This is a genomic window from Streptomyces sp. NPDC016309, assembly GCF_043077235.1.
GTDB lineage: Bacteria > Actinomycetota > Actinomycetes > Streptomycetales > Streptomycetaceae > Streptomyces.
This window is the reverse complement of sequence record NZ_JBIBSG010000008.1, coordinates 272,318-285,507: the sequence shown is the minus strand read 5'-3', so window position 1 is coordinate 285,507 and position 13,190 is coordinate 272,318. Positions and strand designations below refer to the sequence as shown.

The following is a 13,190-nucleotide window of genomic DNA, read 5'->3' as shown; positions in this document are numbered from 1 at the left end:
GTCAGCCGGTCCAGAAGTCCCACCAGCGGGTGAGGACCAGCATGCCGATGATCCCGATGTGCAGGACGGGCAGGACCCAGGTGAACTCGTCGAGGAACGTGCGCACCGGGCGGGGGGCGGGCAGCAGGCCCGCGCGGACGTTGTGCGAGGTGACGTACCAGAACATGGTGAGGGTGGCGGCCCAGGCCAGCGAGCACCACAGGCACAGCGCGTTGATCTCGTACAGCGACTGGTACATCAGCCACATGCAGAAGCCGGTGCCGAACAGCGTCCCGGCGTTCAGGCCCAGCCAGTACCAGCGCCGGTAGCGGGCGCCGGCCAGCAGCCCGGCACCGATGGCGACGACCATGCCGTAGGCGACCAGGCCCAGCATCGGGTTGGGGAAGCCGAAGACCGAGGCCTGCTCGCTCTTCATGATGCTGCCGCACGAGACGACCGGGTTCAGGCTGCACCCCGGGGTGAAGTCCGGGTCCTGAAGCAGCTTGAACTTGTCCAGCGTGATCACCCACGCCGCCAGCAGCCCCGCCGCCCCCGTGACCACCAGCATCCACGCGAACGCCCGCCCCGCCCCCACGGACGTCGTGCCGGGGCCGGAGGACGCTTCGTCAACCGCTGTCGTCGTCATGGTGGGCCGTTCCCTCACTCGGTCGGTGCATGAGGCAGTGGTCATTCTGCCGTACACGGGCGCCCGTCCGCCGTTCGCGGGACATAAGGACACCCCGGCCGGGGGCCGGGGTGTCCGGAAGGCGTCAGGCCAGGCGCGCGCCCAGCTTCTCGACGAGTCCGTCGAGCGCGACCGGCTCCTGCTCGCCGGTCTCCATGTCCTTGAGCTGCGCCACGCCCTCGGCGAGGTCCCGCTCGCCCAGGACGAGGGCGTACCGGGCACCACTGCGGTTGGCGGCCTTCATCGCCGCCTTGAGGCCCTTGCCGCCGTACGCGAAGTCCGTCGCCACCCCCGCCTTGCGCAGGCCGGTGACCACGCCGAACAGCCGGCGCCGGGCGTCCTCGCCGATCGGGACCGCGAAGACGCTGGTGGTGGCGGGCAGGTCGAGGGTGACGCCCTCGGCCTCCAGCGCCAGCACCGTGCGGTCCACGCCGAGCGCCCAGCCCACCGACGGCAGGGCGGGGCCGCCGATCATCTCGGACAGGCCGTCGTAGCGGCCGCCGCCGCCCACCGCGGACTGCGCGCCCAGGCCGTCGTGGACGAACTCGAAGGTGGTGCGCGTGTAGTAGTCCAGGCCGCGCACCAGCTTCTCGTCGTCCTCGAAGGCCACCCCGGCCGCCGTCAGCAGCTCGCGCACCTCGGAGTGGTACGCCCGGCACGCCTCGCACAGGTGGTCGCGCAGCAGCGGCGCGCCCACGAGCTGCTTCTGGACGTCCGCGCGCTTGTCGTCGAGGACCCGCAGGGGGTTGATGTCGATCCGGCGCCGGGTGTCCTCGTCGAGGTCGAGGCCGCGCAGGAAGCCCTGGAGGGCCTCGCGGTAGACGGGGCGGCACTCCTTGTCGCCCAGCGAGTTCAGCAGGATGCGGAAGTTCCGCAGGCCGAGCGAGCGGTACGCCTGGTCGGCCAGGATGATCAGCTCGGCGTCCAGCGCGGGGTCCTCGGCACCGATCGCCTCGGCGCCCACCTGCGAGAAGTGGCGGTAGCGGCCCTTCTGGGGGCGCTCGTAGCGGTAGTACGAGCCGGAGTACCAGAGCTTGACGGGGAGGTTGCCCTGCTTGTGCAGGTTGGCCTCCAGCGCGGCGCGGAGCACCGACGCGGTGCCCTCGGGGCGCAGGGCCAGCCGGTCGCCGCCCTTGGTCTCGAAGGCGTACATCTCCTTGGTGACGATGTCGGTGGACTCGCCGACACCGCGCGCGAACAGTTCGACGTTCTCGAAGCCGGGGGTCTCGACGTACCCGTAGCCGGAGTTCCGCAGCGGCGCGGAGATCGCCTCGCGGACGGCGAGGTACGTCGCGGAATTCGGCGGCAGCAGGTCGTAGGTGCCCTTGGGGGCCTGGAAGGTACTCACGGGGCTTCTCTCGTCACATTCCTCGTCGGGGAGCGGGGGACGCTCCCTGGCCGGCCGCCACCTCGCGCAGGTACGGGTTGGTGGCGCGCTCGCGGCCGATGGTCGTCTGGGGGCCGTGGCCGGACAGCACCACGGTCGAGTCGTCGAGCGGCAGGCACACGCGGGCCAGCGACGCGAGCATCTCGTCCATGTCACCGCCGGGCAGGTCGGTGCGTCCGATGGAGCCGGCGAAGAGCAGGTCGCCCGAGAAGAAGACCGGCGGGACGTCCGCGGCCTCGGGCATCCCGAAGGTCACCGACCCCTTGGTATGGCCGGGCGCGTGCGCCACGGTGAGCTCCAGGCCGGCGAGGCTCAGCTTCGACCCGTCGGTCAGCTCGTGGACGTCGTCCGGCTCCCCCACGGTCAGCTCGCCCATGAGCGGCATGCCGATGGAGCGGCCGAGGGCCTTCTCCGGGTCGCTCATCATGTACCGGTCGGCCGGGTGGATCCAGGCGGGTACGTCATGGGCGCCGCAGACCGGGACGACGGAGGCGACGTGATCGATGTGGCCGTGGGTCAGGACGACGGCCACGGGCTTGAGCCGATGCTTCTTGAGCGTCTCCTCGACCCCCTGGGTGGCCTGGTGGCCCGGGTCGATGATCACGCACTCCTCGCCGGCGGCGGGGGCGACCAGGTAGCAGTTGGTCCCCCAGGCCCCGGCGGGGAACCCGGCAATGAGCACGATCGTCCTTAAGGGTCGTCCGGCACGCGTCGTCCGGTAAAGGAATGCAGCAGATCAGAGCCTACCGGCGCTGCTCAATCCACAGCCAACCCGTATACGGTACGGGCACACTCGGCCAGGACAGGAACAGACGACCGACAAGGAGAAGACCCGGTGGTCACCAGCGATCAGCGGCGGCGCCAGCTCGCCCGGGAGAAGTTCGAGCGGCAGCAGAGGCGCCGGGAGGAGGCCCAGAAGAGGGCCAGGCGCCGCACCCGGATCGTCGTGGCCGCGGTGGCCGTGGCGCTGGTGGCGGGAGCCGGGGCCTACACGAACTTCCGCACCGAATCCGCCGACGCGAAGAAGCCCATCGAGTTCCCCTCCTCGTCGCCGGGCGCCGAGTCCTCGCCGGAGCCGAAGGCCGACGAGCCGAAGATGAGCGTCGACGCCAAGGCGGCGTACACGATGGCGCTCACCACCAACCACGGTGCCGTGTCGATCACCATGGACGCGTCGAAGACACCGCGCACGGTGAACTCGTTCAAGCACCTCGCGGACAAGAAGTACTTCGACGGCACGACGTGCCACCGGCTCACCACGCAGGGCATCTTCGTGCTCCAGTGCGGCGACCCCAAGGGCGACGGCACCGGAGGCCCGGGCTACACCCTCCCGGACGAGAACCTCGCCTCGCTGGGCAAGCCGGGCGCGGACGGCAAGGTGACCTTCAAAGCCGGGACGGTGGCGATGGCCAACACCATGCAGCCGAACACCGGCGGCAGCCAGTTCTTCCTGGTCTACAAGGACACCAAGCTGCCCCCGCAGTTCACACCCTTCGGAACGATGGACGCGGCCGGCCTGAAGGTCGTCCAGGACATCGCGGAGGGCGGGGTCGAGGGCGGCGCGACGGACGGTGCGCCCAAGAAGGCCGTCACCCTCCAGAAGGCGGTCGTCGGCAAGGCGTGAGCCGCGGCGTGACGCACAGCGTGACCTACGGCGCACCCAGGGCGTGAACCACCGAATTCGGTCGCGCTGAGAGCGGACAGCCGGGCGGCAGGTCGCCTAGATTGGCGTTGTGCAGCGCGGTTCGAATGTCGCGTTGTGGAGGGCGGGCGAGGCCCGTCAGGGAACTGTGGACGATGCCCGGGGGTGACCGCCCTCGTCGGCATCATGTGGAGGAGGCGCTGTGAGCAGCGACCCGTGGGGCCGCGTCGACGAGACGGGCACCGTGTACGTGCGTACAGCCGACGGCGAGCAGGTCGTCGGATCGTGGCAGGCCGGATCTCCCGAGGAGGCACTGGCCTACTTCGAGCGCAAGTACGAGGGCTTGGTTGTCGAGATCGGCCTCCTCGAGAAGCGGGTGAAGACCACCGACCTGTCGGCCAAGGACGCGACGGCCGCGATCGACCACATCCGTCATCAGGTGGACGAGCACCACGCCGTCGGCGACCTCGAGGCGCTGCGCAAGCGGCTCGACAAGCTGGTCGAGACCGTGGAGGCGCGGCGCGAGGAGCGCAAGGCCCAGAAGGCCAAGCAGACCGACGAGGCGCGGCACGCCAAGGAGGCGCTGGTCGCCGAGGCGGAGGAGCTGGCGCAGAGCGAGCAGTGGCGGGCCGCGGGTGAGCGGCTGCGGGCGCTGGTGGACACCTGGAAGGGTCTCCCCCGGCTCGACCGGAAGTCCGACGACGAGCTGTGGCACCGCTTCTCGCACGCCCGGTCGGCGTTCTCCAAGCGGCGCAAGGCGCACTTCGCGTCGCTGGACGCGCAGCGCGAGGAGGCCCGCAAGGTCAAGGAGCGCCTGGTCGCGGAGGCCGAGGCACTGTCCGGCTCCACCGACTGGGGCGTGACGGCCGCCCGCTACCGCGAGCTGATGGCGGAGTGGAAGGCGGCGGGCCGGGCCCAGCGGGAGCACGAGGACGATCTGTGGAACCGTTTCCGCGGTGCCCAGGACGTCTTCTTCGCGGCCCGCAGCGAAGTCTTCGCGGAGCGTGACGCCGAGCAGGCGGAGAACCTCAAGCTGAAGGAGGAGCTCGCCGGCGAGGCCGAGAAGCTGCTGCCGGTGACGGACCTGAAGGCGGCCCGTGCGGCCTTCCGGGCCATCAACGAGCGGTGGGAGGCGATCGGGCACGTACCGCGCGACGCCCGTCCCAAGGTCGAGGGCCGGATGCACACCGTCGAGCGGGCGATCCAGGAGGCCGAGGAGACCGAGTGGCGCCGGACCAACCCGGAGGCACGCGCGCGTGCGGCGGGTCTGACGGGCCAGCTCCAGGACGCGGTCGACAAGCTCCAGAAGCAGATCGACGCCGCCCGTGCGGCCGGCAACGACGCCAAGGCGGACAAGCTGGCGCGTGAGCTGGAGGGCCGGCAGGCGCTGCTGGACCAGGCCCTGAAGGGTCTCCAGGAGTTCGGCGGCTGACCGCGCGTACCGCGCGTACGAGAAAGGGGCCTCCCCGGCGGGGGAGGCCCCTTTCGCTGTCCGGTTACGGTCGGCGGGCCGAGGTCACGCGGTACACGTCGTACACGCCCTCCACGCCCCTGACCGCCTTGAGGACGTGCCCGAGGTGCTTGGGGTCGCCCATCTCGAAGGTGAAGCGGGAGGTGGCCACCCGGTCGCGGGAGGTCTGGACGGCCGCCGACAAGATGTTGACGTGCTGGTCGGACAGCACCCGGGTGACGTCCGACAGCAGCCGGGAGCGGTCCAGCGCCTCGACCTGGATGGCGACCAGGAAGACCGAGGACTGGGTGGGCGCCCATTCGACGTCGAGGATCCGCTCGGGCTGCTGCGACAGCGAGTCCACGTTGACGCAGTCGGCGCGGTGAACCGATACGCCACTGCCGCGGGTGACGAAGCCGATGATCGGGTCGCCCGGTACCGGCGTGCAGCAGCGGGCGAGCTTGACCCACACGTCCTCGACGCCCTTGACGACCACGCCCGGGTCGGCCTTGGCGCGCCGCTTGCCGCGGCCGCGCGACGGCGGGGCGGACTCGGCGATGTCCTCGCTGGCGGCCTCCTCGCCGCCGAGGGCCTGCACCAGCTTCTGCACGACGCCCTGGGCGGCGACATGGCCCTCGCCGATCGCCGCGTACAGCGACGAGATGTCGGGGTAGCGCATCTCGTGCGCGAGGGTGACCAGCGAGTCGCCGGTGAGGATGCGCTGGATCGGCAGGTTCTGCTTGCGCATCGCGCGCGCGATGGCGTCCTTGCCCTGCTCGATCGCCTCGTCGCGGCGCTCCTTGGAGAACCAGGCGCGGATCTTGTTGCGGGCGCGCGGCGACTTGACGAAGCCGAGCCAGTCGCGGGAGGGGCCGGCGCCGGCGGCCTTGGAGGTGAAGACCTCCACCAGGTCGCCGTTGTCGAGGGTCGATTCCAGCGGGACGAGCCGTCCGTTGACCCGCGCCCCTATGGTGCGGTGGCCGACCTCGGTGTGGACGGCGTACGCGAAGTCCACCGGGGTGGCGCCCGCGGGGAGCGCTATGACGTCACCCTTCGGGGTGAAGACGAAGACCTCGTTGCGGGACAGGTCGAAGCGCAGTGACTCCAGGAACTCGCTGGGGTCCTCGGTCTCCTTCTGCCAGTCGAGGAGCTGGCGCAGCCACGCCATGTCGTTGATGTGGTCGTCCTTGCCGCCGGCCCGCTTGGGGACGTCGGTACGCACCTTGGAGGCACCGGCGACGGCTTCCTGCTTGTACTTCCAGTGCGCGGCGATGCCGTACTCGGCGCGGCGGTGCATGTCGAAGGTGCGGATCTGGAGCTCGACGGGCTTGCCGTTGGGTCCGATGACCGTCGTGTGCAGCGACTGGTACATGTTGAACTTCGGCATCGCGATGTAGTCCTTGAACCGGCCGGGGACCGGGTTCCACCGCGCGTGGACGGTGCCGAGTGCGGCGTAGCAGTCGCGGACGGTGTCGACGAGGACGCGGATGCCGACCAGGTCGTAGATCTCCGCGAAGTCACGGCCGCGGACGATCATCTTCTGGTAGACGCTGTAGTAGTGCTTGGGCCGGCCGGTGACGGTGGCCTTGATGCGGGCGGCGCGGAGGTCGGCCTGGACCTCGTCGGTCACTATGGCGAGGTACTCGTCCCGCTTGGGGGCGCGCTCGGCGACGAGGCGGACGATCTCGTCGTACATCTTGGGGTAGAGGATCGCGAAGGCGAGGTCCTCCAGCTCCCACTTGATGGTGTTCATGCCCAGCCGGTGGGCCAGCGGCGCGTAGATCTCGAGGGTCTCGCGGGCCTTCTTCTCCTGCTTCTCCCGCTTGAGGTAGCGCATGGTGCGCATGTTGTGCAGCCGGTCGGCGAGCTTGATGACCAGGACACGCGGGTCCTTGGCCATGGCGACGACCATCTTGCGGACCGTCTCGGCCTGGGCGGCCTCGCCGAACTTGACCTTGTCGAGCTTGGTGACGCCGTCGACGAGGAGGGCGACCTGGTCGCCGAAGTCCTTGCGGAGCTGCTCCAGGCCGTACTCGGTGTCCTCGACGGTGTCGTGGAGGAGGCCCGCCATCAGCGTGGCCGGGTCCATGCCGAGCTCGGCGAGGATGGTGGTGACGGCCAGCGGGTGCGTGATGTACGGGTCGCCGCTCTTGCGCTTCTGGCCGCGGTGCCAGCGCTCGGCGACCTGGTAGGCGCTCTCGATCTGGCGGAGGGTCGACGTCTCGATCTTCGGGTCGTTGCCGCGGACTATGCGCAGCAGCGGCTCCAGGACCGGGTTGTACGGCGACGAGCGCTGGCCGCCGAGCCGGGCGAGGCGGGCGCGCACGCGGTTGGAGGAGCCGCCGGAGCGGGCGACGGCGGGCGGCGTGGGCTTGGGGGCCGAGACGGGGGCGGGGCCCTGGGCGCGCTGCGGCGCGGCCTTCCGCGCGTCCGCCGCCGCCTCGCCGCGCGCGGCCTCGTCGGGGGGCGTGGCTGGGGGCGCCGCGGCCTTGTCGGCCTGCTGGTCGGGCTTCGCGGCGGAGAGTGGCTGGGCCTCGTCTGGCAAGAGCGCTCCTCGTGCGGGTCCGGGTCCCCCGGTCAGGCCCGGAATCCCATGGTACTGACCCCGGGCGAGCCGTTCCCCCTCGGACGGGACGGGACCGGTCCGGGCCGGGGCGCCGGGAGCCCCGGACGCGCACACGAAACGGGCACCCGGTGTTCCGGGTGCCCGTCGTGGTGCCGTGTGCGTGCTGGTCAGAGCGTGATCAGCGACTCCAGCGGGGCGCCGGCCAGGCTCCGCTCCAGCCGGGCGCGACCGCCCAGGAACCCGAGTTCCATGAGGACGGCGACGCCCGCGACCTCCGCGCCGGCCCGCCGGATGAGCTCCAGCGAGGCCTCGGCGGTGCCGCCGGTGGCGAGGACGTCGTCGATGACCATGACCCGGTCACCGGGGGCCAGGTCCTCGGCGTGGACCTCGATCTCCGCGGTGCCGTACTCCAGCTCGTACGCCTGGCTCAGTGTCGCGCCGGGCAGCTTGCCCGCCTTGCGGACGGGGACGAAGCCGAGCTTCGCGGAGACGGCCACCGGGGCGGCCAGGATGAACCCGCGCGCCTCCAAGCCGACGATCTTGGTCGCGCCGTGCCGGACGCACAGCTCGGCCAGCGCCCCGGTCAGGGCGGCGAACGCCTCCGGGTCCGCCAGGAGCGGCGTGATGTCCTTGAACGTCACCCCCGCGATGGGGTGGTCCGGGACGTCCCGGATGCGGCTGAGCAGCAGCTCCCGTGTGGTGACGGTCATCGGCGCTTGCCCCGCCCCCGGGTGGGCTGGCGGCGCTGGCCGACCACCGCTCCGGCCGGGGCGGCGTCCTGCGGCTCGTCGTCCCGGTCGTCGGTCCCGGTGTCCCCCGCGTCCAGGGGCTCGCCCTTCTGGGCGGCCTGGGCGCGCTTGGCGAGGACCCGCTTCTTCAGCGCCTTCATCTGCGGGTCGCGTTCCTTGAGGTCGGCGACGAGCGGCGTGGCGATGAAGATCGACGAGTACGCGCCGGCGGCGAGACCCACGAACAGCGACAGCGAGATGTCGTTGAGCATGCCCGCGCCGAGGAAGCCGCCGCCGATGAACAGCAGGCCGGCGACCGGCAGCAGCGCCACGATGGTGGTGTTGATGGAGCGGACCAGGGTGCCGTTGAGGCTGCGGTTGGCGATCTCGCTGTAGGTCCAGCGGGTCTGCTTGGTGATGTCCTTCGACGCCTCCTTCAGACCGTCGAAGACGACGACGGTGTCGTAGAGGGAGTAACCGAGGATGGTGAGCAGACCGATCACGGTGCCCGGGGTGACCTCGAAGCCCACCAGGGCGTAGATGCCGACGGTGATCGTCAGGTCGTGGACCAGGGCGATCAGCGCGGCCAGCGCCATGCGCCACTCGAAGGCGATGGCCAGGTAGACCACCACGAGGATCATGAAGACGCCGAGGCCGGTCCAGGCCTTGTTGGCGATCTGCTCGCCCCAGCTCGGGCCGACCAGCTCGCGGTCGATCTTGTCCGCGGGGAGGTTCAGGTCCTCGGCCAGTTCGGCGGCCACCCGGTCGGCCTGGCCGGTGTTGAGCTCGCTGACCTGGATGCGCAGGGTGCCGTTGCCGAGCTTCTGGACGATCGCGGCGTGGCCGGAGGCCTCCTCCGCGTACTCCTGGGCCTGGGCGACGGAGGCGCTCGTCTTCGGGGTGTTGAAGACGGCACCGCCCTTGAACTCGATGCCCATGTTGAGGCCCTGCACCGCCAGGCCCACGACGGCGGTGATGGTGATCAGGATGGAGACGCCGTACCAGATCATCCGCTTGCCGACGAAGTCGTAGCCGACCTCGCCGCGGTACAGCCTGGCGCCGATGCTGCCGAGACGCGACATCTCACGCCTCCTTCGGGTCGATGGGGGCGGACAGACGGCGCGAGCGGCGCAGCGGGGGCTTCGCCCCGAGCCGCTTCGGGTCCAGACCGGACCAGGGGTGCCCGCCGGCGAAGAACTTCGTGCGGGCGAGGAGCGTCATGACCGGCTTGGTGAAGAAGAACACGACCACGACGTCCAGCAGCGTGGTCAGGCCCAGCGTGAACGCGAAGCCCTGCACCTTGCCGACGGTGACGATGAAGAGCACGGCGGCGGCCAGGAACGACACGAAGTCGGAGACCAGGATGGTGCGCCGGGCGCGCGGCCAGGCCCGCTCGACGGCCGGGCGGAGCGTCCGCCCCTCGCGGATCTCGTCGCGGATGCGCTCGAAGTACACGATGAAGGAGTCCGCGGTGATGCCGATCGCGACGATCGCACCGCAGACGGCCGGCAGGTTCAGCGCGAAGCCGATGGCCGGGCCGAGCAGCGCCATCAGGGTGTACGTGAGGATCGCGGAGGCCAGCAGGCTGAGCAGGGCGACGACGGACAGGCCCCGGTAGTAGACCAGCAGGTAGATCACGACGAGTGCCAGACCGATGGCACCGGCGATGAGACCGGCCTTGAGCTGCTCGCCGCCGAGGGCGGCGGAGACGGTGGTGACGCTCTGCTCCTCGAAGCTCAGCGGCAGCGCGCCGTAGCTGAGGATGTTGCCCAGGTCCTGGGCGGACTGCTGGTCGAAGCTGCCGGAGATCTCGGCGTTGGCGCTCAGCGTCGTGCGGACGGAGGGCGCGGAGACGACCTCGCCGTCGAGGACGATGGCGAACTGGTTCATCGGCGGCTGCTGCTGCGAGAGCCGGCTCGTGATCTTCTGGAACTTCTTGGAGCCCTTGTCGGTGAACTCCATCTGAACGATCCACTGACCGTTCTGCTGGTTGATGGCCGCCTGGGCGTCGTCGACGTCCTTGCCGTCCACCTCGGCCGGGCCGAGGATGTACTTCTCCCACTCGCCGATGCCGTTCTTGCCACAGCCGATGGTCGTGTCGCTGGGCTTGGCGTGCTCGCCGGCCGCGACCCGGGCCTTGCGGTCCGTGCAGTCGAGCGCGATGAACTGGGCCTGGAGCTTCTCGGCGGCCGCGGCGTCACCGGACGGCGTCGGCTTGGGGCTTTCGGGCGTCTTCGGCTTGCCGGAGGCGGAGCCGCTGGGCGCCGGCGTCGGCGCCTTGAGCGCGTCGGTGACGGCACGGCCCTGCGCGGTGGCGCTCGGCTTGGGGGACGGAGCGGTCACCTCGTCCTGGCCGCCCTTGCCGGAGGGCGAGGCGCTGGGCTTGGGGCTCGTCGACGGCTTGGGGCTCGTCGAGGGGTCCGGCTTCACCGGGCCGCCGGGGGCGACGGTGATGACGGGGCGGAAGTAGAGCTGGGCGGTGGTGCCCACCTGCTCCCGGGCCTGCTGCGAGTTCGTCCCCTTGGGGATGTTGACGATGATGTTCTCGCGGCCCTGGGTCTGGACCTCGGACTCGGTCACGCCCAAGCCGTTCACACGGCGCTCGATGATCCCGACCGCGGTGTTCATGTTGGTCTCGTTGACCGCGCTCTCCTGGCCGGGCTCCGCCTCGGCCTTGAGGGTGATCGTCGTACCGCCGGCGAGGTCGATGCCCAGGCGCGGCGTGGTGTGCCCCGACCAGAACATGCCGCCGGTCAGCGCGGCCATGACGATCAGGATCGCGGCCAGGGCGCGCCCCGGCTTGCCCTGCCCCCCCGATGCCGGCCCTCGGCCCTTCTTGGGTGCTGCCACCTTCTCGTTTCTCCCTGTCCAACCGCCGCTACGCCGGGTGAGCGTCGAGGCGGCCACGAAGTGGTGTGGGGAATCCCCCGTGTGTGTCGGCACGGAACGGACCGCGCACGCCGGTGGGCGCCGCGGTCCGTCGGCACGGCCCTACTTCGCGTCGGTGCCGCCGTCGTTCTTCTCGTCGGCCTTGGCGTCCTCGGCCCGCGGGGCGGTCGCGCCGTCGTCGGCCGCGTCCTTCTTGCCCAGGTCGATCCGGGCGTCGTCGTCGGCGGCCGCGGCGTCGGTGGATCCGGCTCCGGTGAGCGACGAGGCGTCGTCCGGCACGACGGCGGCGTCGGTCTTCAGGTCACCGTCACCGTGCACGATGCGGTTGTACTCCTCGTCGTCGAGCACGGCGCCGACGGCGTTCTTGGCGTACACGGCGTGGACTCCTGGAGCGACCTCCAGGAGGACCGTGTCCTCGCCGACCTCCTTGACAGTGGCGTACATCCCCCCGATCGTCCGTACGCCGGTTCCGGGCTGCATCTGGTTGCGCATTTCCACCGCCTGCTGCTGCTTCTTCTTGGCAGAGCGGGTCATCAGGAACATGGCCCCGATGAGGACGATGAACGGCAGGAGAGTCACGATACTCACGGGACGACAAATCCTTCGCACGGTCGCGGGGCAACCGCGGCCTGATCTTCGGGGGTGGGTACGCCGGCCTGAAGGGTCGGCATCGGCGGAGTCTAGGCGAGTCCGCATCGATGGAACAACGCCCAGCATGGCACCGCGGTTCCTGGCCCGGCGAGTCCCCTCGCCGTCACACCCCGAACAGGCCCTGTTGTCCGCCGCCCGGGCCGCCGGCCTGCGGGGGCAGCAGCCCGAGGTGCGCCCACGCCGCCGGGGTGGCGACCCGGCCACGGGGCGTACGGGCCAGCAGACCCTCCCGTACGAGGAAGGGCTCGGCGACCTCCTCGACGGTCTCGCGCTCCTCGCCCACGGCGACGGCGAGGGTGGACAGGCCGACCGGCCCACCGCCGAACAGCTTGAGCAGGGCTTCCAGCACGGCCCGGTCGAGCCGGTCCAGGCCCCGGTCGTCCACCTCGTACACCTTGAGGGCGGTGGCGGCGATGTCGCGGTTGATCATGCCGTCCGCCTTGACCTGGGCGTAGTCGCGGACCCGGCGCAGCAGGCGGTTGGCGATACGGGGCGTGCCGCGGGAGCGGCCGGCGATCTCGGCGGCGCCGTCGGTGTCGATCCCGACGTCCAGGAGCTGGGCGGAGCGGTGGATGACGCGCTCCAGCTCGGCCGGCGCGTAGAACTCCATGTGGGCGGTGAAGCCGAAGCGGTCCCGCAGCGGGGGCGGCAGCAGGCCGGCCCGGGTGGTGGCGCCGACCAGGGTGAAGGGCGGCAGCTCCAGCGGGATGGCGGTGGCGCCGGGGCCCTTGCCGACGATGACGTCGACGCGGAAGTCCTCCATGGCCATGTAGAGCATCTCCTCGGCGGGCCGGGACATCCGGTGGATCTCGTCGAGGAAGAGGACCTCTCCCTCCTGGAGGGAGGAGAGGATCGCGGCGAGGTCGCCGGCGTGCTGGATCGCGGGGCCGGAGGTGATGCGGATGGGGGCGCCCATCTCGGCCGCGATGATCATGGAGAGGGTGGTCTTGCCGAGGCCGGGGGCGCCGGAGAGCAGGACGTGGTCGGCGGTGGCGCCCCGGGCGAGGGCGGCCTTGAGCACCAGGTCGAGCTGCTCGCGCACCCGCTCCTGGCCCACGAACTCGTCCAGTGACTTGGGGCGCAGGGCCGCCTCGACGGCCTGGTCCTCCCCGTCGGCGGACGCCCCGACGAGCCGGTCGGCCGCGGCGTCGGCGGCCGGCGTGCTGGTGTCGTCGTCCCAGTTCACTGCGGATTGCCTCGTGTGGTCATGGCG

At 71.0% G+C, this 13,190-nt stretch carries 11 protein-coding genes; 2 read left to right on the top strand and 9 right to left on the bottom strand.

Annotation, left to right across the window (positions count from 1 at the left end; genetic code table 11):
* Position 1: 1 nt before the first annotated feature.
* The 3 genes from ACF068_RS21945 to ACF068_RS21935 form a co-directional block, all read right to left on the bottom strand.
* Positions 2 to 625: a vitamin K epoxide reductase family protein gene (locus tag ACF068_RS21945; RefSeq protein ID WP_392275949.1), complete on the bottom strand. Its 624-nt coding sequence runs from the start codon at positions 623 to 625 to the stop codon at positions 2 to 4.
* A gap of 124 nt (positions 626 to 749) precedes the next feature.
* Positions 750 to 2,012: a histidine--tRNA ligase gene (hisS, locus tag ACF068_RS21940; protein ID WP_392275948.1), complete on the bottom strand. Its 1,263-nt coding sequence runs from the start codon at positions 2,010 to 2,012 to the stop codon at positions 750 to 752.
* A 13-nt stretch (positions 2,013 to 2,025) separates the two neighbouring features.
* Positions 2,026 to 2,733, bottom strand: a complete 708-nt coding sequence (locus ACF068_RS21935; protein WP_392275947.1) for an MBL fold metallo-hydrolase — start codon at positions 2,731 to 2,733, stop codon at positions 2,026 to 2,028.
* Between the two features lie 153 nt (positions 2,734 to 2,886).
* Here ACF068_RS21935 and ACF068_RS21930 point away from each other — a divergent pair, with 153 nt between their 5' ends.
* Together ACF068_RS21930 and ACF068_RS21925 are read left to right on the top strand one after the other, a co-directional pair.
* Positions 2,887 to 3,675, top strand: a complete 789-nt coding sequence (locus ACF068_RS21930) for a peptidylprolyl isomerase (RefSeq protein WP_392275946.1) — start codon at positions 2,887 to 2,889, stop codon at positions 3,673 to 3,675.
* Positions 3,676 to 3,895: 220 nt separating this feature from the next.
* Positions 3,896 to 5,125: a DUF349 domain-containing protein gene (locus ACF068_RS21925; protein WP_392275945.1), complete on the top strand. Its 1,230-nt coding sequence runs from the start codon at positions 3,896 to 3,898 to the stop codon at positions 5,123 to 5,125.
* A 64-nt stretch (positions 5,126 to 5,189) separates the two neighbouring features.
* Here ACF068_RS21925 and ACF068_RS21920 read toward each other — a convergent pair whose 3' ends face one another.
* From ACF068_RS21920 to ruvB, 6 genes are all read right to left on the bottom strand, one after another.
* Positions 5,190 to 7,688: a RelA/SpoT family protein gene (locus tag ACF068_RS21920; RefSeq protein ID WP_392275944.1), complete on the bottom strand. Its 2,499-nt coding sequence runs from the start codon at positions 7,686 to 7,688 to the stop codon at positions 5,190 to 5,192.
* 188 nt (positions 7,689 to 7,876) lie between these two features.
* A complete protein-coding gene (locus ACF068_RS21915) occupies positions 7,877 to 8,419 on the bottom strand; it encodes an adenine phosphoribosyltransferase (protein ID WP_392275943.1) in 543 nt (180 codons plus the stop codon).
* Positions 8,416 to 9,519: a protein translocase subunit SecF gene (gene secF / locus ACF068_RS21910; protein ID WP_392275942.1), complete on the bottom strand. Its 1,104-nt coding sequence runs from the start codon at positions 9,517 to 9,519 to the stop codon at positions 8,416 to 8,418. Before secF ends, ACF068_RS21915 begins: the two co-directional genes overlap by 4 nt.
* A 1-nt stretch (position 9,520) precedes the next feature.
* A complete protein-coding gene (gene secD, locus ACF068_RS21905; RefSeq protein WP_392275941.1) occupies positions 9,521 to 11,287 on the bottom strand; it encodes a protein translocase subunit SecD in 1,767 nt (588 codons plus the stop codon).
* A gap of 141 nt (positions 11,288 to 11,428) precedes the next feature.
* Positions 11,429 to 11,914 carry a preprotein translocase subunit YajC gene (yajC, locus tag ACF068_RS21900; protein WP_392275940.1) on the bottom strand — a complete coding sequence of 162 codons (486 nt, stop codon included), beginning with the start codon at positions 11,912 to 11,914 and terminating at the stop codon, positions 11,429 to 11,431.
* Between the two features lie 166 nt (positions 11,915 to 12,080).
* Positions 12,081 to 13,163, bottom strand: a complete 1,083-nt coding sequence (gene ruvB, locus ACF068_RS21895) for a Holliday junction branch migration DNA helicase RuvB (protein ID WP_392275939.1) — start codon at positions 13,161 to 13,163, stop codon at positions 12,081 to 12,083.
* Between the last annotated feature and the right edge of the window lie 27 nt (positions 13,164 to 13,190).

Coding starts and splice junctions, on each gene's coding strand:
- ACF068_RS21945 (WP_392275949.1), bottom strand. CDS start 625: ATGACGACGACAGCGGTTGACGAAGCGTCCTCCGGCCCCGGCACGACG.
- secF (WP_392275942.1), bottom strand. CDS start 9,519: ATGTCGCGTCTCGGCAGCATCGGCGCCAGGCTGTACCGCGGCGAGGTC.
- ACF068_RS21915 (WP_392275943.1), bottom strand. CDS start 8,419: ATGACCGTCACCACACGGGAGCTGCTGCTCAGCCGCATCCGGGACGTC.